Consider the following 21,074-nt stretch of genomic DNA (forward strand, 5'->3'; position numbering starts at 1 on the left):
TGTTAGGAATCGAATTTGCTGACAATTTTCAAATGGAGGTTTTTCATCCGTGCATACAAAAGTGCTTCAAGTATTAGAATTTGATAAAGTAAAAGAGCAGTTATTAGAACATGTATCTTCTTCATTAGGAAAAGAAAAGGTGGAAAAACTGTTTCCTTCTTCGAATTTTGCTGAGGTTGTGAATTGGCAAGAAGAAACAGACGAAGCGGCAGCTGCCCTTCGTCTGCGCGGGCATGTTCCGCTTGGCGGAATTTTTGACATTCGCGCAAGCGTCAAAAGAGCGAAAATCGGCGGAACGTTAAGTCCGCATGAATTGCTTGATATTGCAAGCACGATTTATGCAAGCAGGCAAATGAAAAAGTTTATTGAATCATTAAGCGATGAAAACGTGGAACTGCCGCATTTATCAGAGTACGTTGAACAAATGGTTGCTTTGCCGGAAGTGGAGCAGGCGATAAAAAATTGCATTGACGATTATGGAGAAGTATTCGATCATGCCAGTGACCGTCTGCGTTCGATTCGCCAGCAGCTGCGGAGCACAGAAGGAAGAATCCGCGAAAAACTGGAGAGCATGATCCGCTCTTCATCCGCACAAAAGATGTTATCGGATGCGATTATTACGATTCGCAATGAACGCTATGTGATTCCGGTAAAGCAAGAATATCGCAGCGCTTATGGTGGTATTGTGCATGACCAATCTTCATCAGGTGCCACGTTATTTATCGAGCCGCAGGCGGTTGTTGAGTTAAACAACCAGCTGCAGGAAGCGCGTGTGAAAGAAAAGCAAGAAATTGAACGGATTTTAATTGAGCTGACCGGAAAAGTGGCAGAACATGCTGATGCTCTTCTGATCAATGTTGAAGTTCTAGCGGAGCTTGATTTTATCTTTGCAAAAGCGAAATATGCCAAGAAAATCAAAGCAAGCAAACCGATAATGAACGACCGCGGCTATATTCGTCTGCTTAAAGCGCGCCATCCGCTCATTGACCCGGATGTTGTTGTGCCGAATGATATTGAGCTTGGCAAAGATTATACAACGATTGTCATTACCGGTCCGAACACAGGCGGTAAAACGGTTACGTTAAAGACGATTGGATTATTTACGTTAATGGCGCAGGCGGGGCTGCAAATTCCAGCGCTGGACGGTTCACAATTGGCTGTTTTTCATGCGGTTTACGCTGATATTGGCGATGAGCAGTCGATTGAACAAAGTTTAAGTACGTTCTCTTCTCATATGGTCAATATTGTGGATATTTTACGAAACGTCGATAATAACAGCTTAGTTCTCTTTGACGAGCTTGGAGCAGGGACGGATCCGCAAGAAGGGGCAGCTTTAGCGATAGCCATTCTTGACGAAGTGTATCAGCGGGGGGCGCGTGTCGTTGCAACGACACATTATCCGGAGCTGAAGGCATACGGATATAACCGAAAAGGGGTTATTAACGCAAGTGTTGAGTTTGACATCGAAACATTAAGTCCGACATACAAATTACTAATCGGTGTTCCGGGACGAAGCAACGCCTTTGAGATTTCCAAACGGCTCGGTTTGGATGAACGAATCATTGAACGGGCGAAAAACCATATAAGCTCGGAAAGCAATAAAGTCGAAAATATGATTGCTTCACTTGAATACAGTAAAAAGCGCGCTGAAGAAGAGTTGAAGGAAGCGGAAGATTTTCGAAAAGAAGCCGAGAAGCTTCATAAAGAACTGCAGCGGCAAATCATTGAATTCAATGAGAAACGTGACGAACTGATTGAAGAGGCGAAACGAAAAGCAGCGGAGATTGTCAAAGCTTCGCAGCACGAGGCGGAACAAATCATTCGCGAACTTCGCCAAATGCAAAAAGAAAAGCTTGCTGAAATTAAAGAGCACGAATTAATCGAGGCGAAAAAACGGTTGGAAGAAGCTGTTCCGAAGCTGGAGGAGAAGAAAAAAGCGAAGAAAGCAAAAGCCTCTCAACATCGATTCCAGCCCGGTGATGAAGTAAAAGTGGTGAACTTGAATCAAAAAGGTCATTTAATTGAAAAGGTTTCTGATGATGAGTGGCAAGTGCAAATCGGTATTTTAAAAATGAAAGTAAAAGAGGAAAATCTCGAGTATATCGGAACGCCAAAACCGGTAGAAACAAGACCGTTGGCGACGGTCAAAGGAAAAGACTATCACGTTAGTCCTGAGCTTGATTTGCGCGGAGAACGTTATGAAGATGCCATTGTCCGTGTGGAAAAATACATTGATGATGCGCTTTTGGCTGGATATCCACGCGTATCGATTATACACGGAAAGGGAACAGGAGCTCTGCGTAAAGGAGTTCAAGAATTTTTGAAAAAACACCGTTCTGTAAAAAATATTCGCTATGGCGAAGCGACAGAAGGCGGTACAGGTGTTACGATTGTTGAATTAAAATGATGAAGGAGAGAATGGGATGAACTCCTTTTGGGAAAATGAAATCGTGAAAGTAGCAGCCAATTTTAGCGTAGCCGTTTTATGTATCATCGTGTTTTTAGCCGTTTTTGAATTAGTGACGAAGTACAAAAACTGGGAAGAAATTCAAAATGGCAATGTGGCTGTAGCGATGGCGACAGGCGGGAAAATTTTTGGTATTGCTAATATTTTCCGTTACTCCATTGGCCAGCACGATTCGCTGCTTGCGATGATTGGCTGGGGAGTTTACGGTTTTGTCCTTTTATTGGCAGCATATTTTATTTACGAGTTTCTCACTCCAAAATTTAATATTGATCATGAAATTGAAAAAGATAACCGGGCGGTTGGATTTATTTCTATGGTCATTTCTGTCGGTTTATCATTTGTAATTGGCGAAGGAATCCAATAGAGGGTGAAAAGATGGAAACATTAGCAAAAGTGCTGTTTGTATTATGCGGGATATTTTTTGTCATTGGCGTTATCTACTTAATGTTTTTTGCATAAGGGTGTCAAAAAAAGACATCCTTTTTTATTTTAAAAATGAAAAGAATATAATAAAATAATAAATAATCAGAATTATCAAAATTAAAAGGAGGGAATATCATGAACAAACCGTGGCTAGCTCATTATCCGCCGCAAATTCCGCATACGATTGATTATCCAAACAAGACATTGCAGCAATTTTTGCGGGAGGCAGCTTCACAATTTCCAAACAAAATAGCGATTCATTTTTTAGGAAAGGAGTTAACATTTCAGGAAGTATATAAGCAAGCATTAAAACTGGCTAACTACCTTGTGAAGCTTGGATTAAAAAAAGGCGATCGTGTTTCGGTTATGTTGCCGAATTGTCCGCAGGCCGTCATAAGTTATTACGGAGTGTTGTTGGCAGGGGGAGTTGTTGTTCAAACGAATCCATTATATACAGAAAGAGAGCTGGAGCATCAGCTAAACGACAGCGGGGCAGAAATATTGATTACTTTAGATTTGCTTTATCCGAAAGCAGTCAAAATGAAAGCGGTAACAAACCTGAAGCATTTGATTATTACTAGTATTAAAGATTACTTGCCTTTTATAAAAAAGCTTTTTTATCCGCTCGTTCAAAAGAAACAGCAGCAAACCATCGTAAAAGTAAAAGAACAAGAGGACCAGCATTTGTTTTCGAATATCATTGCTTTTACGGAAGAAAAAGAAATAGAAGTGGATATGGATCCTATAGAAGACATCGCTCTATTGCAATATACTGGAGGAACGACAGGTTTTCCAAAGGCAGCAATGCTTACTCATCGTAACTTAATTGCCAATACGCTTATGTGTGCTCATTGGATGTACAAATGTGAAAAAGGAAACGAGTCGATTTTAGGTGTTTTACCTTTTTTCCATGTATATGGTATGACTGCAGTCATGAATTTGTCAATTATGGAAGGCTATAAAATGATCTTGCTGCCAAAATTTGATCCGGAAACAACGTTGAAAACCATTCAAAAGTTAAAACCGACATTATTTCCTGGCGCACCAACGATTTATATTGCTTTACTCAATCATCCGGATTTAAAAAACTATGATCTATCATCAATAAAAGTATGTATTAGCGGCTCTGCCCCTTTACCAGTGGAAGTGCAAGAAAAATTTGAGGCTATAACTGGCGGAAAGTTGATTGAGGGATATGGTTTAACAGAAGCTTCGCCAGTCACACATGCCAACTTTTTATGGGACGGTGAAAGGGTTCGGGGAAGCATCGGTGTTCCATGGCCGGATACGGAAGCAAAAATTATATCATTGGAAACAGGCGAGGAAGCAAAGGTAAATGAAATCGGTGAACTTGTCGTGCGCGGTCCACAAGTGATGAAGGGGTATTGGAATCAGCCGGTTGAGACGGAAGCCGTTTTGCGGGATGGTTGGCTGTACACGGGAGATTTAGGATATATGGATGAGAGAGGATATTTCTTTATTGTCGATCGGAAAAAGGATATGATTATTGCAGGCGGCTATAATATTTATCCGCGTGAAGTGGAAGAAGTGCTGTACGAACATCCGAAAGTTCAAGAAGCGGCCGTCGTCGGTGTCCCTGATGCGTATCGCGGGGAAACGGTTAAAGCGTTCATCGTATTAAAACAAGGGGAAGACTGCACAACGGAAGAATTGGATCAATTCGCAAGAAGCCGGTTAGCAGCATATAAAGTGCCGCGAATTTATGAATTTAGGAAAGAATTGCCGAAAACAGCAGTAGGAAAAATATTGCGGCGGGTATTAATAGAAGAAGTGAAAAAACGATCATGAAGAACCTGCTGTCTTTTCTTCATAGGTTCTTTCTTTATAACATATTTTCTATCTTGACAAGATAGAAAGGAAATTTTTAAAATAGAAATATGAATGATTGTTCATTCATATTTCGAAAGGGAGAATGTGTGTTGAAAAGGAATAAACCAAAATATAAGCAAATTATCGAAGCAGCAGTCATTGTCATTGCAGAAAACGGCTATCATCAAGCACAAGTTTCAAAGATTGCTAAACAGGCGGGGGTAGCCGACGGGACGATCTATCTTTATTTTAAAAACAAAGAAGATATTCTTATTTCTTTATTCCAAGAAAAAATGGGAAGTTTTATTGAGAAAATTCAAAAAGAGATAGGAGGAATCTCAAGCCCGACGGAGAAGTTATATGTGTTGATAGAAAAACATTTTCAATTGTTGGCAGCTGACCGTCACTTAGCCATTGTTACCCAGCTGGAATTGCGTCAATCGAATAAAGAGCTCCGTTTAAGAATTAACGAAGTGTTAAAAAGGTATTTGAAAGTCGTTGATGACATTTTAATTGAAGGAATTGAAAAAGGGGAGTTTCGCAAAGACTTGGATGTCCGGTTGGCGAGACAGATGATTTTTGGGACGATTGACGAAACGGTAACAACATGGGTAATGAATGAGCAAAAGTATGACTTGGTTGCACTAGCCAAGCCGGTTCATCAGTTGCTCACAAAGGGTTGTGCTGCCTAACGAATTTTTCCTGCGTTTGTCGATGCGCAGGAACGGTTGACAACATAGGGGAGGGAGAAGCGAAAGATGGAATTTTTAAAGGTCAATACGGAGGAGTTTGTTGCTACCATTTCCATTTCACGTCCTCCAGCTAATGCTTTATCATCGGGACTTTTGAAAGAGCTTACAACCGTTCTTGATCAGTTAGAAAGTGATGAGAGTGTTCGTGTGATTATTCTGCATGGGGAAGGCAGATTCTTTTCCGCGGGTGCGGATATTAAAGAATTTACGACAATCGAATCTGAAGAGAAAGCGGCAGAACTTGCCCTTGCCGGACAGAAAGTAATGGAGCGGATTGAACAGTTTCCTAAGCCGGTCATTGCAGCGATTCACGGTGCAGCGCTAGGCGGCGGCTTGGAGTTAGCAATGGGCTGCCATATTCGTCTCGTTACTGAAAATGCCAAATTAGGATTGCCTGAATTGCAGCTTGGGATCATTCCAGGTTTTGCAGGAACGCAGCGCTTAACCCGCTATGTCGGTTTAGCGAAAGCGGCAGAAATGATGTGGACAGCCGAACCGATTACCGGCAAAGAAGCGGTACAGTGGGGACTGGCCAACCATGTTGTTCCAGAAGAGCAGCTGTTGGAGGAAGCCAAAACATTGGCGAAAAAAATCGCGCAAAAAAGTCCGATTTCAGTAAGCGCTGTCATTGAATTGCTGAATGCTTCAAAAACGAAACCGTTCCATGAAGCGGTTCAACGGGAAGCGGATCTTTTCGGCAAAGTGTTTACATCCGAAGATGCAAAAGAAGGAATTCAAGCTTTCATTGAAAAACGGCCGGCTCAATTCAAAGGAAAGTAACCATATAAATTATTTTATTATAAATTAACAGAAAATTAAAAACTGAATAAATGTTCAACAAAAACTGGAGGGGATTCCATGAACATTTTCGTACTCATGAAACGCACATTTGATACGGAAGAAAAAATCGTCATTAACAATGGCCAAGTTAGCGAAGACGGCGCTGAATTTATTATTAACCCATACGACGAATATGCAATTGAAGAGGCTATTCAAGTGCGCGATAAGCATGGCGGCGAAATTACAGTCGTTACTGTCGGCAATGAGGATGCAGAAAAAGAATTGCGCACAGCGTTGGCAATGGGCTGCGATAAAGCGGTATTAATCAATGTAGAAGATGATGTGGAAGAAAGCGATCAATACACCACAGCAAAAATTCTTGCTGAATATTTAAAAGACAAAAATCCGGATTTAATTTTAGCTGGCAACGTGGCGATTGACGGCGGTTCAGGACAAGTCGGACCACGTGTTGCCGAATTGCTCGGCATCCCTTATGTGACAACGATTACGAAGCTGGATATTGATGGCGGTAAAGTAATGGTTGTTCGTGATGTTGAAGGGGACGAAGAGATTATTGAAACGTCGCTTCCTTTGTTGGTTACTGCTCAGCAAGGGTTAAATGAGCCGCGCTATCCGTCATTGCCAGGCATTATGAAGGCAAAGAAAAAGCCGCTTGAAGAGCTTGAGCTGGATGATTTAGACCTTGAAGAAGACGATGTCGAAGCAAAAACAAAAACCATTGAAATTTTCTTGCCGCCGAAAAAAGAATCAGGAAAAATTTTGCAAGGAGAATTGGCAGACCAAGTCAAAGAACTTGTCTCTCTCTTACACACAGAAGCAAAAGTAATATAAACCATAGGTGCAATTTGTTGAGGCGTCAACTCATTTCATACGGGGGGATAAAACAATGGCACGCAAAGTCCTTACACTAGCCGAAATTCGTGATGGTTCATTAAGAAACGTGTCTTTTGAGGCGATTGCTGCAGCAAAAACGATTGCTGACGGCGGAGAAGTCGTGGCGGCATTAGTTGGTGAAAGCGTTCAATCTTATGCTGATGAACTAATTTACCGCGGCGCTGATCGAGTAGTAGTTGTTGAAAACGAAAAGCTAAAGAATTACACACCTGACGGTTTTGGTCAAGCGTTAATGGCAGTCGTTGACGCGGAAAAACCGGAAGGAATTGTGTTCGGTCACACAGCATTAGGAAAAGACTTGTCACCGAAAATCGCAACAAAATTAAATTCAGGGCTTATTTCCGATGTAATTAGTGTTGAACAAACAGGCGGAAACTTCGTATTTACAAGACCGATTTATTCCGGGAAGGCGTTTGAAAAGAAAATTGCAACCGATGGACTCATTTTCGTGACGGTGCGTCCAAATAACATTCCTGCGCTAGAGCGTGATGAATCACGTACAGGAAATGTATCAAGCTTATCTGTTGATATTAAAGACTTGCGTACAATCGTAAAAGAAATCGTCCGCAAAACAGCTGAAGGCGTCGATTTATCAGAGGCGAAAGTGATCGTTGCCGGCGGCCGCGGCGTAAAGAGTGCAGAAGGTTTTGAGCCGCTGAAAGAGCTTGCCAATGTATTGGGCGGTGCAGTCGGAGCTTCTCGCGGCGCGTGCGATGCCGGCTATTGCGACTATTCATTGCAGATTGGACAAACGGGGAAAGTTGTCACTCCGGACCTTTATATTGCGTGCGGCATTTCCGGTGCAATTCAGCATTTAGCGGGCATGTCTAACTCTAAAGTGATTGTCGCCATTAACAAAGATCCGGAAGCAAATATTTTCAAAGTGGCGGATTACGGTATTGTCGGCGATTTATTTGAAGTTGTTCCGCTGTTAACAGAGGAATTCAAAAAATTAAAAGTTCATTCATAACGTTTTCTGTCTAAGAAGCGAGCAGAGTTTTTCATCACTCGGCTCGTTTTTTTTCGGCTGATTAGAAAAGTAAGGCTTTTACAAAAGGAGAAAGCGAAAGTTAGTCTGAACAGCTGGCAATCCACGAATTTCCTGTAGCATAATTATGATTTTGCAGGAAATATTAGTAGCGAAACAAAAAATTAGCGTCTTCAACAATTAAATGATATACTTTGCTTACACCAATTAGTCATGAATAGGAGGAATTATAATGGCAATTGTAAGTGCAACTGATCAAACATTTGCTGCTGAAACGAAAGAGGGTGTTGTATTAGTCGACTTCTGGGCTCCTTGGTGCGGACCGTGCCGAATGATCGCCCCTGTTCTAGAGGAAGTGGATCAAGAAATGGGAGATAAAGTAAAAGTAGTAAAGGTTAACGTTGACGAAAACCAAGAAACGGCGGCAAAATACGGCGTAATGAGCATTCCGACTTTATACGTTTTCAAAAACGGCGAAGTTGTAGATAAAGTAGTCGGCTACCAGCCAAAAGAAGCGCTCGTTCAATTGCTGCAAAAACATGTATAATGGCTGCCGGGAAACGGGGTTCAGACTCATCGTCTGAACCCCATTTTGTTTCATCAAAGTGTATAAAGGGATTAAGATAAAAAATAAATGTAAAAAATAGTTGACTGGTTAAAAAAAATCATTTATAGTAATATCTAACAAAACCGATAAGAAAAATAGGAATAAAGCTTAGCCGGCTGATCGGACATACCGAAGGTCTTTGATCACATGGAATCACCATGGATCAAGGACCTTTTTTAGTCCTATTAAACCAAGTTTTCATATCGAAATAATCTAAATATACTGCTCGGAACTGCTGAAAGCATTCGGAATGCAAGTTTTTTAGATGATTCAAACTCGGATTAAAGATGATAAAGGGGGAATAGCTTTTGACTGTACATATTCATGTAATGGATAAGTCTTTCAAAAAAGGTCAGACTGCGGTCCAGGTTCTCCGCGATATCCGCTTGGAACTGGAAGATGGGGAATTCATCACCATCATTGGTCCAAGCGGCTGCGGAAAAAGCACCTTGTTGAAAATCATTGCTGGACTCGACATGGATTACGAAGGGACTGTTGAAATCAACGGCCTTCCTGTCACAGGCCCGGGAACGGATCAGGGCTTTGTTTTCCAAGAGCACCGGCTGTTTCCGTGGTTGACGGTTGAGGAAAATATTGCTGCAAATCTGTCGCTGAAAGATCCGGAAACCCGCAAAAGGGTCGATGAACTGATTCACATTGTTCGATTGAAAGGGTTTGAAAAAGCTTATCCAAAGGAGCTGTCGGGGGGGATGTCGCAGAGAGTGGCGATTGCCAGGGCGCTGTTAAGAGAACCAAAAATATTATTATTGGATGAACCTTTTGGTGCACTAGACGCATTTACAAGAAAGCATCTGCAGGATGTTCTTTTGGAAATATGGAGAAAAAAACACATCACGATGGTTTTGGTGACCCATGATTTGGATGAATCTATTTATCTTGGCAATCAGGTCGTGATTATGAAGGCAAAACCAGGATCGATCGGCAGAATCATTCCGATCGAATTACCTTTTCCGCGGCAGAGAGCCCATCCGTTGTTCCAGGAAATGCGGCGAAAAGTTTTGAAAGAGTTTGAAACAGCGGATGAACTGCCACTTATCGAGGGTCTTGGAATCTAGCATAAGGGGGGAATTTTGGATGCGTAAAAGATTGGTCTTTATTATCTGGCTTATTTTACTTTTTTCCGGCTGCAGCAGCCAGGATGCCGGCGGCGGGACCAAAAAGGAAAATGTCACCATCCATATAGGAATTCAACAGAGCCTCGGGCCGCTTCTATTAGCGAAAGAAAAGGGATGGTTTGAAAAAGAATTCGAAAAAGAAGGTGTAAAAGTCAAATGGACCGAGTTTCAAAGCGGACCGCCTCATTTTGAAGCGATGGCCTCCAATAATCTCGATTTCGGGGTAGTGGGGAATTCTCCTGTTATTTCCGCTCAGGCCGCAGGCATTGCTTTTAAAGAAATCAGCAAAAGCTCCGACGGGGTAAAAGGAGATGCCATCCTCGTTCCAAAAGGAAGTAAAATCAAGGATTTAAAGGATTTAAAAGGGAAGAAAATTGCGGTGGCTAAAGGCAGCAGCGGTTTCAATTTTTTATATGAAGCACTTGAGCGTGCTGGATTGAAAGCGTCCGATGTGGAAATGATCCAGTTGCAGCCGGATGAAGCCCAAGCGGCTTTTGACACCCGCAAAGTGGATGCCTGGGCAATTTGGGAGCCGTATATTTCCTATGAAACGATTATAAACAAAGCAAAGGTGCTGGCAGACGGTGAAACGCTGAATGTTTATTCGCCTGGTTTTATCGTTGCACGTTCTAAATTTACGGAGGAGCATCCGGATTTAACCGTTCAATTTTTAAAGGTGTATGAAAAGGCGCGCCGCTGGCAGAATGAGAATTTTGACGAAGCAGTTTCTATTTATGCGAGAGCGAAAAAGCTGGATGAGAAAGTGGTCGCACGTTCGCTGCGCAACAACCCACCGTTAAATGAACCGATTACAGACGACATTATCAAGGCGCAGCAAAAAACCGCCGATTTTCAATATTCGCAAAAAGTGATCAAAACGAAAATTGATACAAGTAAAGTGGTCGATAACCAGTATATTAAAAAAGCATTACAGGAACTAAAGAAAGAGGGTGAAGACAAAAATGGCTAAAACAACGATGACAGCAGAGCAGCCAAACCTCCAAAAGGAATCGGTAAGAAGGACTGACGTTTTTAAGGATGCCGGATTTAAGGAAGGTTTGAAAAGAGGAGTATCAGGGCTTATCTTACCTTTCCTCCTATTTGCTGTCTGGCAGATCGTCGGGTCGCTCGGATTCGTTTCCAAAACAGTGTTGCCGACGCCGGTGGATATTGTGCTGGCCTTTAAGAATTTGATTGTTTCAGGAGAGCTGTTTACCCATTTAAAAATCAGCGTCCTCCGTGCAATAGCAGGATTTTTATTGGGAGCGGGCCTAGGGCTTGCAGCAGGCATAGCCGTTGGTTTTTCGACTAAAACGGAAGGTGTGCTGAACCCGAGCCTGCAGATGCTGCGGACCATTCCTCATCTGGCGGTTGCGCCGCTCTTTATCTTATGGTTTGGCTTTGGGGAAGTGTCCAAAACGTTATTAATCGCCAAAGGTGCGTTTTTTCCGATTTATGTGAATACGTTTCTTGGTATACGCGAAGTGGATGCAAAGCTGTTTGATGTAGCGCGCATTCTCGATTTTAGCAAATGGAAACAAATAAAGCTGCTCATCCTGCCTTCCGCTCTTCCGAATATCTTATTGGGCATCCGTTTATCTCTCGGAGCTGCGTGGCTGGCGCTGGTCGTTGCTGAACTGATGGGGGCGACAGAGGGAGTAGGCTATATGATGATGGATGCCAGACAGTTCAGCAACACCGATATTGTCTTTGTCGGGATTATCATTTTCGCAGTGGTCGGAAAACTGACAGATTCATTTGTTCGCTTATTGGAAACACGCTTGCTCAAATGGCAGGATACCTATAGTGGTAGATAACCCGAGTTCTAGTTGTTCTTTAAATCGGTTTTTTAATAAATAAAAAGGAGTAGGGTGAAAATGTCGAATATTGTGCTGATTTCCGGAAGTCCATCTCCGAATTCCAAAACGGCTTCGATTGCCAAAAGGCTGCAAAAGAAGCTAATTGAAAGAAATCATCGCGCCGATTGGATAGAGGTGCGTGAGCTGCCAGCGGAGGATTTGCTCTATGCCAATTTTCAAAGCCCATCCATTGCCAACGCTCATACATTGATTAAGGCTGCGGACGCGGTCATTGTTTTAAGCCCTGTTTACAAAGGAAGCTACACAGGGATTTTAAAGACTTTTCTTGATTTGCTGCCGGAAAAGATCTTTGTTGATAAGATTGTGGCTCCGGTTGTGACAGGAGGAACGATCGCTCATCTTCTATCTATCGAATACGCCTTTAAGCCGATTTTTTCATTGCTAGGAGCAAAAGAGATTCTACATGGGGTATTTATTTTAGATGCGAACGTTCAATGGAATGCAAAAGGTGAAGTTTTTTTAGCTAAAGAGGCGGAGGAAAGAATCCAGCGGAGCTTAGAGGATTTGTTGAAAGCAACAGAAAGAAAAGCATTTCCAACTATTTAATTAGAGAGGAGTATGAAAAAATGAAAATCTTGTGGTTTATTCCTTCACACGGTGACGGACGATACCTTGGAACAACAAAAGGAGGACGCTCAGCTGAATATAGCTATTTCCGTCAAATTGCGCAAGCTGCCGATCGTCTTGGGTATAAAGGGGTCTTAATTCCCACGGGAAAATCATGCGAAGATCCGTGGCTGCTAGCAGCATCATTGGCTGCGGAAACGGAGCAGTTACATTTCCTTGTTGCTGTGCGGCCGGGTTTAATGTCTCCTACACTTGCAGCAAGAATGGCTTCAACGCTCGACCGGATTTCTGGCGGGCGCCTGCTTATCAATGTGGTGGCTGGAGGTGATCCTGTCGAGCTTGCGGGTGACGGGCTGTTTTTGAACCATGATGAACGTTATGAAGCGACAGATGAATTTCTTACCATTTGGAAAAAATTGCTGAAAGGTGAAGAGGTCACATTTGAAGGCAGTCATTTAAAAGTGAAAGAAGGAAAGCTTCTATTCCCTTCTGTACAAAAGCCATATCCTCCAATTTATTTTGGTGGATCATCTCCGGCAGGACAGCTTGTGGCGGCGAAACATTCCGATGTATATTTAACCTGGGGGGAACCGCCAGAACAGGTGGAAAAGAAACTTTCAGAAGTGAGAAAGCTTGCCGAGAAGCAAGGAAGAACGGTTGAATTTGGCATACGGCTGCATGTCATTGTTCGGGAAACCGAAAAGGAAGCGTGGGAGTCTGCCGAACAATTAATACGATATGTGGATGAGAAAACGATTCAAGAAGCGCAGCGAGTATTTTCACGCTACGATTCTGTGGGGCAGCAGAGAATGAGACAGCTGCACAATGGAGACAGGGAGTCTTTGGAAATCAGCCCAAATTTATGGGCGGGTGTCGGCCTTGTGAGAGGAGGAGCTGGGACGGCTCTAGTGGGAGATCCGGAAACCGTGGCAAAACGTTTGCTGGAATATCAGCAATTGGGGATTGAGCACTTCATCTTATCCGGTTATCCACATCTAGAGGAGGCATACCGGGTTGCCGAACTATTATTCCCACTTCTGCCGCTAGATCATGGCAAGAAGAAAGAAGGATTCGTTCAGGGAGAAATCATCGGCAATGAATTTTTTCCTTCATTTATTAAGGTGTGAACAAAAGCAGAGCCTGCCGTTTGATGCGGCAGGCTCGCAGCTTGTAGACAAAGTCGATAAGCGGCGGTCTGCCAAGCCGTTTTTTGATAAAAAAATATTGACATTGATAATCGTTCTCTATTATAATCTACATGTGTTAATGAAAATCATTATCAACTAATAGAGGGATTCAGGGGGAATACATATGTCTGTGAAATTTAAACTTTTAGCCGCTTTAGCTGCGTTTGCAGTCGTCATGGGCGGTTGCTCTAAGAGCGAGGAAACAGCGGCAAATAAAACAGAAGAAAAAGAACAAGCAACAAACAAAAATGAAGAAAAGGGCGAGGAAGCGAAAGAAGCAGAAGAAGTTAACTATGGTGAAGCATTTAAAGAAGCGGTAACAGAGTTAGAAAAAGCGAAAGCAGGTCAAGAAGTTGATTTTGACAAAGTCATCAATATTTACGAAACAAAATTACAACCGCTTGTGCAAAAACGTGACGCAGAGTTCGAAGACACGATTGATCAGCATATTACGACAGCATTGACAGCTGGAAAAGATGGTTCCATGGATGCAGTCGTTGTAAAGCAAATATTCGATAAATTAATGCAAAAAGTATTCTATACAACAATTAAACATGAATTCACAGAAATTGAAGAAAATTGGGGAAATAAAGAGGAAGTAAAAGAAGAGATTGCAGAAGCAAAAGAATTTTATGCGATTTTACAATCGACTGTAGAAAAGCGTGATGCAGCTTATGGAACAACGTTAGTGGATACAATTGCCGGGGGTTTTGCAGAAATTGAAAGTGCAGTCGAAAAAGACGACCAATTAGCATTTGCTCTTGGCAAACAAGTCGTTGATAAAACATTAATGAAGACATTCTACTTTGCAACAGGCGCACTTCCTAACGGTTATGCGACAAAAGCGGCGAATGCGGCGAAAGAAGACGAAAAAGAGGCTAAAGTAGGACAAGCAGAAGGCTGGGCATTTTATCAATCAATTTATCCATATATGAAAAAACATGCAGCGGAAGAAGCCGATTACATTTTAAAACAATTTGATTTACAAACAGATGTAAAAACATTAGATCCGGCTGCCGTTAACAAAGCTTTCATCCGCGGTTTAGCAAAAGTGGCTTTACACGAGTATGAAGAAAGTGAAGAAAATTGGGGACAAGATAAATCAGTCATTACTGCTCTTGAAGGAGCGTTATTTATCGACATGATCGGCAATGACATTAAAGCATTATTAGGCGACCAAGCCTATACGACTCTTAACGATCAAGCACAAAAATATTTAGAAGCTGCGAAAGCGAAAAATAAAGAAGAAGGAGAAAAACTTCTCGCACAGCTTGAAGCAACTTTAAGCACGGTCATTGAAAAAGCAAAATAATATAATAATAGAAAAAGCAAAAAACCTTGTTGGCAAACAAGGTTTTTTGCATTTGTTATTTTCCAAGATGAATGTCGCACTATTTTATTGGATTTATGAACGAATGTTTGTATCAACAATTACCGGTTCATTATGATAAGATGCTAATGAGAATGGAAAACAACGAGGTGTAGATGTTGAAAATTTTAATCACCGGCGGAGCAGGATTTATCGGCAGTCATCTTACTGCTAAGCTGCTTTCGCTTAACTATGAAACGGTTATTATTGATAATCTTCATCCGTATTATCCGGCAGAGCGTAAAATGAAGCAGTTAAAAGCACTTGCGGGGAACAGTAACTTTTCATTTTATCGTATTAATTTGCTTGATTGGGAACGGACAGAGGAAGTTTTTAAAAAACACCAGCCTGACTGCGTATTTCATTTGGCGGCTTTGCCGGGGGTTCCTAATTCGCTGCTTCAACCGCTTGAGTATGTTGATTATGACATAAAGGCAACGATTAATGTGTTAAAGGCAGCCGGAGAGTGTGGAGCGCAACATGTATTGTTTGCTTCTTCGTCTTCCGTATATGGAAATCAAGGCAATGTGCCGCTTAAAGAAGAAATGGCAACCGGCAACGTGATTTCGCCATATGCTGCGGCAAAATACGGTGCAGAGTCATTTTGTCAGGCATATGCCAACTTGTTTGGATACAAACTGACCATTTTTCGCTATTTTACCGTGTACGGACCATGGGGAAGACCAGACATGGCGATCAGCAAGTTCGTTCGTCAATTGCTCAATAATGAAGAGATTGTTGTATATGGAACGGAAACAGCAAGAGATTATACGTTTATTGATGATATTGTTTCCGGAATGGTTGCAGCGCTGCATCGCACGGAAGGGAACGAAATCTTTAATTTAGGAGCCGGGCATCCTGTTACAATGGAGGAGTTGCTAGGATATTTAAAGGAACATTTTCCGAAAATGAAAGTACAACATGCTCCGGAAAGAGCAGGAGATGTGAAAGCAACATGGGCCGATATTACAAAAGCAAAAGAAATGTTGGGATATGAGCCGAAAATTCCTTTTAAAGAAGGATTAGCAAAGACGATTGCGTGGGCAAAAGCATATGAAAAATAAATATGTTACTTTTATTACACGTGCCATTGGCGGTATACTTGTTGTTTTATTTATTTTGTTAACCTATCGATATTTTGACGGAAATAGGTTGCTTCACCACTTCAGCTCTATGATGAAACAGCCTGACAAATTGTTGATGATGGCGGCTGTTTACGGAGCGTCTTTTTGGTTGAGGGCGCTTGCTTGGAAATGGTATGTACGGAGAAACATTCCTTTGGAAGTGTATATGAATGGCCTTTTTCTCAGTTTGTTTGTGAATCATCTCGCTCCGATAAAAATTGGTGATCTTGTCCGTGTCGGAGTGTTAGCTAAACAGCGGGAAGTATCTGTGGATGAAGCGATTCATTCCGTTGCCGTGCTGCGAATGCTTGATATGTTTGTTTTATTGTTGTTCTCGTTCATTGGAGTCTATTTTTATTTTGAAACATTTTCTTTCAAAAACTTTTTATTCATATTGCTCGGAGCGTGTGCAATAGGTATATGTTCTATTGTACTGCTTGTAAAATGGAAACCATCATTCGCGCAAAAACATCTCAACATGGCAAGACAAGTGTGGACAGGCGGGGCTGCTTATAAAATGATCGGTGCTGTTTTTCTTAGTTGGCTATGTGAAGCCATTGTTGTATTTGAAGTGGCAAAAATGGCTGGCTTGTCTTTGTCCGCATTTGAAGCGGTATGGGTGAACAGCCTTACCGTTGCGGGTCAACTGTTTCAAATTGCCCCCGGCGGTTTGGCAACGTATGAGGCGGTCATGGCTTTTGCGCTGACAACGATTCATCCGTCCTGGGACAAAGCATATACGATTGCCGTTCTTAGCCATGCATTTAAGTTTATGTTTTCTTATGCCGTCGGTATATTCGTATTGCTAAAACATCCCCGCGAAGTTTTACTTGTGCGTTCATTATTGAAAAAGAAAGAAGTGAGAGAAAGATGAAAAAGGCGTCAAAGTTTGAAAAGGTGGCTGCAAGATGCTGGAATTTATTAAATGAGGGGAAACCGTTCACACCGATTTTTGTCATTAGTACGATGCTGTTGTATCATTTCTCCGACTTGCTTAATATTGCTCAGTTAGAGCGGCTTTTTATCAGTTTTGTGCTTGTATTGCCGCTTTTAGCCATTTATTACGTGTATGATTATCCTTTATTTCTGCGCAATTATTTGTGGATACCTTATGTAGTGTTTTTAATCGTTTGGAAGTTTGCTGATCTTTCATTAATTTTTCTAGCTCTCGGTTTATATTTTTTCTTTACGGTATTTTTTTGGGGAACGCTTTATTATCATTTGCGAATCGGCATTACATGGTGGAATTTTACCCGGTTCTGGAAACTTGTATTAAAAAACAGCGACTCAACAAGCGGCAATGCCCAGGAGCAGCTGCCAAAATTTTTGCTTATTTTATCGTTGTGGCAATATTTATACGAGTCTGATTTCCAGCATATTCATTACGACAGACTTATCGTGTTTTATTGTTTTATTTTTCTATTTTCATTGATTTTACACAAAAATTTATTTGACTGGAAACCAAAGGTGATCGAGTCTTATACGAATAATGTGCCTGCTCCAGCTAAGGCAATCAATGATAAAGTGATTGTCATCGTCATTGACGGCATGCGTAAAGACCGCTTTGAACAAGCACATGCCCCGTTTTTAAAACAATTGCGCAAAAACGGAACCGATTTTACGCAAATGGAAACGGTTTATCCAGCGCGTACGGTTGTTTGTTTTACTTCGATGTTTACCGGAACGTATCCGTTTGAACACGGCATTAAATCAAACATGGTCTGGAAGCTGGGAATTAAGGTCGAAAGCATTTTTGACTCGCTCAGAAAGGTCGGAAAAACGGGAAGACTATTAGGGATTGCCCATCTTGTTGATTCAATGGGCGATGATGTAGAAACAGTCACAGCGGTGATGCATAATGATGTGGCAGACAGAAACATTATAGAACGGGCTAAACGGATTATGAAAGAGCAAGATCCCGATTTGCTTGTCGTACAGCTGATTGCGACGGACCAAACCGGCCATAGCCGCGGTGTATTGTACGATGAATATATTCAGAAAATCGAAGAAGCGGATGCGCTTATTAAAGAATATGTCGAATGGCTTGAAGAGCAAGGGAAACTTAAGAACGCCACATTAATTATTTGCGCTGATCATGGACAAGCAGACGGGATTGGCGGCCATGGACATCTTGATGAAGGAGAACGGTACGTACCGTTTTTTATGTACGGTCCAGCGATTGAGAAAGACAAGCGCATTGACGAAAAACATAGTATTGTTTCTTTGGCGCCGACCATTGCCTATTTATTAGGTGCACCGTATCCGAGCCATAGCCGCGGACCGGTGTTAATCGAAGCCGTTCGAAAGGAAGTCAGTGATGAATAAACAAAAAGTTATTGTATTTTTGCCAGCTTATAATGAAGAAAAAGCGATTGGTGAGGTGATAAAAAAAATTCCCCGTCATTTCCATCCGATGGTTGAGGTAAAAGTGCTGGTCATTGATGATGGCTCGACCGATCAAACCGTTGTCGTTGCCAAAGCGGCAGGAGCAGATTACGTTTATCAAATGGGGAAAAATCAAGGACTCGGTGCCGCTGTTCGCCAAGGATTGCAGGAGTGTGTCCGCCTTGGAGCGGATATCGGGGTAATGATTGATGCCGACAATGAATATCCGGCAGAACAAATCCCCGATTTGCTCGCCCCGATTTTTAGAGGAGAAGCTGATTATACGATGGGCTCGCGCTTCCTTGGAACCATTAACGGTATGAAGCTGCATCGCCGTTTAGGAAATTATTTCTTTACTTTTTTACAATCTCTTCTGCTGAGAAAATGGATTTATGACGGACAATCGGGAATGCGGGCCTTTTCGCGGCAGGCGATGGAAAACGCCGAAATTATTCATGACTACAACTATGCCCAAGTGCTTACGCTCAATTTAGTGCGGAAAGGATTTCGGGTAAAAGAGGTACCGATTCGCTATAACGTTCGGACAACAGGAGAGTCATTTATTAAATTTAAAGCATACATGACATCGGTTCTTCCGGCTATTTGGAAAGAAATGAAGCGTCCTGTGAACAAGTTGAAAATTGATGAACAGGCTCATGTGTTAATGGATGAAAATAAACAAAAATGTTCTTAGGGAAAATGCTGACCCGTAAGCGACTGACCTCATGGATCTTTAAATATATTTGGATGTAATTGTGGGGGTTGAGCCTTTTCTTTCGGGTCAGTCTTTTTTGTAAAAAGAGGTTATCCAATATTGACAAGGAAGATGATAATCATTATCATTGTCATTGTAGGAGGCGATCGGATATGAAACGGGTATTGTTATTTTTTTCTTTGGTATTGATATTCATTCTCAATACAACTCCGCTTAATGCATATGCATATTCATACGGTGATCCAAACGAAGAAAAAGTAGCAGAAGTGTATAAACAAATGAAAGAAAAGCTAAACGAAAATCCACCGAATTTTGATGAGGCGAAAACGATTTTTGAAACAGTGAAAGAAGAAATTGATATGCATATGGGTTCGGAGCCTTCGGAAGCTGTGTTGAAAGCGCTTGAGGAAAAAGAGAAAGAAACCGTCATCGAAGATATGGAAAAAATTCTTGTGTTAAATATTGCACGCCGCTTTGAAAATATCGAGAAAAATTTTAACGAATACGATACAAGTAAACGCCTTTTAGCGAAGGCATTTGCTACATATGAAGCGCTGTCGCCGGTTGTGCAGGCAAAAGACACAGCTGTTGACAAGCAAATGAAAGAGGAATTTGACCGCGCTTTGCAATCTTTAGGAAACCCTGGTCTGTTTGGAGTCGGTAAGAAAGAGTCGAACATTGACGAGTTTAAAAAGAGTAAAGAAGCAATCTTAACAACGTTGCAAAAACAATTTGAATTAAAAAGCTTAGAGGTGGGGCATTTTACGGAAAGTGCAACAGAAAGTGAAGCAAAGTTTGAGGCGGCAGCAAAGAAAGAATGGACAGATTTGTCGAAAATGAAAAACTGGATTCCGATTATTGTTCTTGTTCTTGTGATTGCTGGTGTTGTCGTTTACGCACTTGCTAAAAAGAAAAAATAATGCTTTGAAGTTGGGGAAGGAGAGGACCGCATGGAAGTTCAAGCACTGTTAATTACGTTTCGTGAAGCGTTGGAAGCTCTGCTTATTGTTGGGATTATTACATCTTATTTAAAACGAGTCAATCATCCACAATACACGAAATATGTTTGGCTCGGAGCGGGATTGGCGGTTTTGGCAAGCGTTGGGGTTGCGCTTCTGTTCCAAGTTGTTTTAACAGGGTTTGCTGCGATGGGAAGCGAAATGTATTTAAAAATTTCCATCATGTTTATTTCTGCTGCTTTGCTTACGCACATGGTGTTTTGGATGGCAGAGCATAGCCGGGATATGAAGAAGAACATGGAAGGGAAAATAGAGCATTATATTTCTACGGGAAATATGATCGGAATGGTAATTCACTCGTTTTTAGTTGTCCTTCGCGAAGGGGTCGAAACGGTATTTTTCTTTGCGGCCATTACAGGTGGAAACATCGGCGCGGCGATGCAAGGATGGGGAGCCATCACCGGTATTGTGCTTGCCGCTGTTGTCAGCTATTTATTTTTCAAAGGCACCATGCGTGTACCGCTTAAAACGTTTTTTAAAGTTACAGGAGCGTTCATTATTTTAATTGCTGCTGGTCTTTTAGTGCAAGGAATTTCGATGCTCCAGGATTTGAACATTATTGGCAGCGTCATGCCGCATGTGTATGATATCACTTGGTTTTTACCGGAGCATCCAATTGATTACGAGCATTATTTGCGTGATCACGGTGTTGCTCCTGTATTATCAGGAGATATCGGTATTTTCTTAAAGGCTCTATTTGGTTACTCATCGATGCCGTCACTTGAAGAAGTGATTGCATACGTTGGTTATTTCGTTGTTATTTATCTGCTCATTAATGCCCGTCATTCGAAAGAAGTAGAAAAAGCAGAGAAAAAAGCTGCAAACGTACAAGTGCTTGAACCAAAAACAAAAAATGTGATTTAAAGGGACTGACCGATAAGTGTTTAACCTTACGCGCAATCCATCGTGTATTGTGTCTGGTTGAGAGGG

The 21,074-nt window shown here is 41.8% G+C and carries 21 protein-coding genes; all 21 read left to right on the top strand.

Annotated features, from left to right (window positions below; translation table 11 throughout):
• Window positions 1–49 precede the first annotated feature (49 nt).
• The 21 genes from B0I26_RS06030 to B0I26_RS06130 all read left to right on the top strand — a co-directional run bounded on the left by B0I26_RS06030 (window position 50) and on the right by B0I26_RS06130 (window position 21,008).
• The gene (locus B0I26_RS06030; protein WP_111644560.1) at window positions 50–2,407 is read left to right on the top strand and encodes an endonuclease MutS2; all 2,358 of its coding nucleotides are present in this window, start codon (window positions 50–52) and stop codon (window positions 2,405–2,407) included.
• Window positions 2,408–2,423: 16 nt separating this feature from the next.
• The gene (locus tag B0I26_RS06035) at window positions 2,424–2,831 is read left to right on the top strand and encodes a DUF350 domain-containing protein (protein WP_111644561.1); all 408 of its coding nucleotides are present in this window, start codon (window positions 2,424–2,426) and stop codon (window positions 2,829–2,831) included.
• A 194-nt stretch (window positions 2,832–3,025) separates the two neighbouring features.
• Window positions 3,026–4,699, top strand: a complete 1,674-nt coding sequence (locus tag B0I26_RS06040) for a long-chain-fatty-acid--CoA ligase (protein ID WP_111644562.1) — start codon at window positions 3,026–3,028, stop codon at window positions 4,697–4,699.
• Window positions 4,700–4,830: 131 nt separating this feature from the next.
• Window positions 4,831–5,412 carry a TetR/AcrR family transcriptional regulator gene (locus tag B0I26_RS06045; RefSeq protein ID WP_111644563.1) on the top strand — a complete coding sequence of 194 codons (582 nt, stop codon included), beginning with the start codon at window positions 4,831–4,833 and terminating at the stop codon, window positions 5,410–5,412.
• Window positions 5,413–5,478: 66 nt separating this feature from the next.
• Window positions 5,479–6,252, top strand: coding sequence for an enoyl-CoA hydratase (locus B0I26_RS06050; protein ID WP_111644564.1), 774 nt, complete (start codon window positions 5,479–5,481; stop codon window positions 6,250–6,252).
• Window positions 6,253–6,330: 78 nt separating this feature from the next.
• A complete protein-coding gene (locus B0I26_RS06055; RefSeq protein WP_111644565.1) occupies window positions 6,331–7,104 on the top strand; it encodes an electron transfer flavoprotein subunit beta/FixA family protein in 774 nt (257 codons plus the stop codon).
• Window positions 7,105–7,159: 55 nt separating this feature from the next.
• The gene (locus B0I26_RS06060; protein WP_111644566.1) at window positions 7,160–8,137 is read left to right on the top strand and encodes an electron transfer flavoprotein subunit alpha/FixB family protein; all 978 of its coding nucleotides are present in this window, start codon (window positions 7,160–7,162) and stop codon (window positions 8,135–8,137) included.
• Window positions 8,138–8,387: 250 nt separating this feature from the next.
• Window positions 8,388–8,702 (top strand): thioredoxin, encoded by a 315-nt coding sequence (trxA, locus tag B0I26_RS06065; protein WP_111644567.1) that lies wholly within the window; start codon window positions 8,388–8,390, stop codon window positions 8,700–8,702.
• 368 nt (window positions 8,703–9,070) lie between these two features.
• On the top strand, window positions 9,071–9,838 hold the full coding sequence (locus B0I26_RS06070) for an ABC transporter ATP-binding protein (protein WP_111644568.1): 768 nt from the start codon (window positions 9,071–9,073) through the stop codon (window positions 9,836–9,838).
• 19 nt (window positions 9,839–9,857) lie between these two features.
• Complete coding sequence (locus tag B0I26_RS06075; protein ID WP_111644569.1) at window positions 9,858–10,868, top strand: aliphatic sulfonate ABC transporter substrate-binding protein; 1,011 nt, start codon at window positions 9,858–9,860, stop codon at window positions 10,866–10,868.
• Window positions 10,861–11,715, top strand: coding sequence for an ABC transporter permease (locus tag B0I26_RS06080; protein ID WP_111644570.1), 855 nt, complete (start codon window positions 10,861–10,863; stop codon window positions 11,713–11,715). Before B0I26_RS06075 ends, B0I26_RS06080 begins: the two co-directional genes overlap by 8 nt.
• 60 nt (window positions 11,716–11,775) lie before the next feature.
• A complete protein-coding gene (gene ssuE / locus B0I26_RS06085; RefSeq protein WP_111644571.1) occupies window positions 11,776–12,324 on the top strand; it encodes an NADPH-dependent FMN reductase in 549 nt (182 codons plus the stop codon).
• A gap of 20 nt (window positions 12,325–12,344) precedes the next feature.
• Window positions 12,345–13,472, top strand: a complete 1,128-nt coding sequence (gene ssuD / locus B0I26_RS06090) for an FMNH2-dependent alkanesulfonate monooxygenase (RefSeq protein WP_111644572.1) — start codon at window positions 12,345–12,347, stop codon at window positions 13,470–13,472.
• Entirely contained in the window at window positions 13,441–13,632 is a 192-nt protein-coding gene (locus B0I26_RS06095) for a hypothetical protein (protein ID WP_111644573.1), read from the top strand. Before ssuD ends, B0I26_RS06095 begins: the two co-directional genes overlap by 32 nt.
• A 24-nt stretch (window positions 13,633–13,656) precedes the next feature.
• The gene (locus tag B0I26_RS06100) at window positions 13,657–14,844 is read left to right on the top strand and encodes a hypothetical protein (protein WP_111644574.1); all 1,188 of its coding nucleotides are present in this window, start codon (window positions 13,657–13,659) and stop codon (window positions 14,842–14,844) included.
• A 173-nt stretch (window positions 14,845–15,017) separates the two neighbouring features.
• Window positions 15,018–15,965, top strand: coding sequence for an NAD-dependent epimerase/dehydratase family protein (locus B0I26_RS06105; protein WP_181502740.1), 948 nt, complete (start codon window positions 15,018–15,020; stop codon window positions 15,963–15,965).
• A complete protein-coding gene (locus B0I26_RS06110) occupies window positions 15,955–16,899 on the top strand; it encodes a lysylphosphatidylglycerol synthase transmembrane domain-containing protein (RefSeq protein WP_111644575.1) in 945 nt (314 codons plus the stop codon). Before B0I26_RS06105 ends, B0I26_RS06110 begins: the two co-directional genes overlap by 11 nt.
• Window positions 16,896–18,350 carry an alkaline phosphatase family protein gene (locus B0I26_RS06115; protein ID WP_111644576.1) on the top strand — a complete coding sequence of 485 codons (1,455 nt, stop codon included), beginning with the start codon at window positions 16,896–16,898 and terminating at the stop codon, window positions 18,348–18,350. Before B0I26_RS06110 ends, B0I26_RS06115 begins: the two co-directional genes overlap by 4 nt.
• Window positions 18,343–19,104, top strand: coding sequence for a glycosyltransferase family 2 protein (locus B0I26_RS06120; protein ID WP_111644577.1), 762 nt, complete (start codon window positions 18,343–18,345; stop codon window positions 19,102–19,104). The genes B0I26_RS06115 and B0I26_RS06120 overlap by 8 nt, the downstream gene beginning before the upstream one ends.
• Window positions 19,105–19,277: 173 nt before the next feature.
• Window positions 19,278–20,045 (top strand): hypothetical protein, encoded by a 768-nt coding sequence (locus tag B0I26_RS06125; RefSeq protein ID WP_111644578.1) that lies wholly within the window; start codon window positions 19,278–19,280, stop codon window positions 20,043–20,045.
• A gap of 30 nt (window positions 20,046–20,075) precedes the next feature.
• Window positions 20,076–21,008 carry an FTR1 family iron permease gene (locus tag B0I26_RS06130; RefSeq protein ID WP_111644579.1) on the top strand — a complete coding sequence of 311 codons (933 nt, stop codon included), beginning with the start codon at window positions 20,076–20,078 and terminating at the stop codon, window positions 21,006–21,008.
• Window positions 21,009–21,074: the final 66 nt, after the last annotated feature.

Source organism: Paranoxybacillus vitaminiphilus (assembly GCF_003259935.1).
In the GTDB taxonomy this organism is placed as follows: Bacteria; Bacillota; Bacilli; order Bacillales; family Anoxybacillaceae; genus Paranoxybacillus; species Paranoxybacillus vitaminiphilus.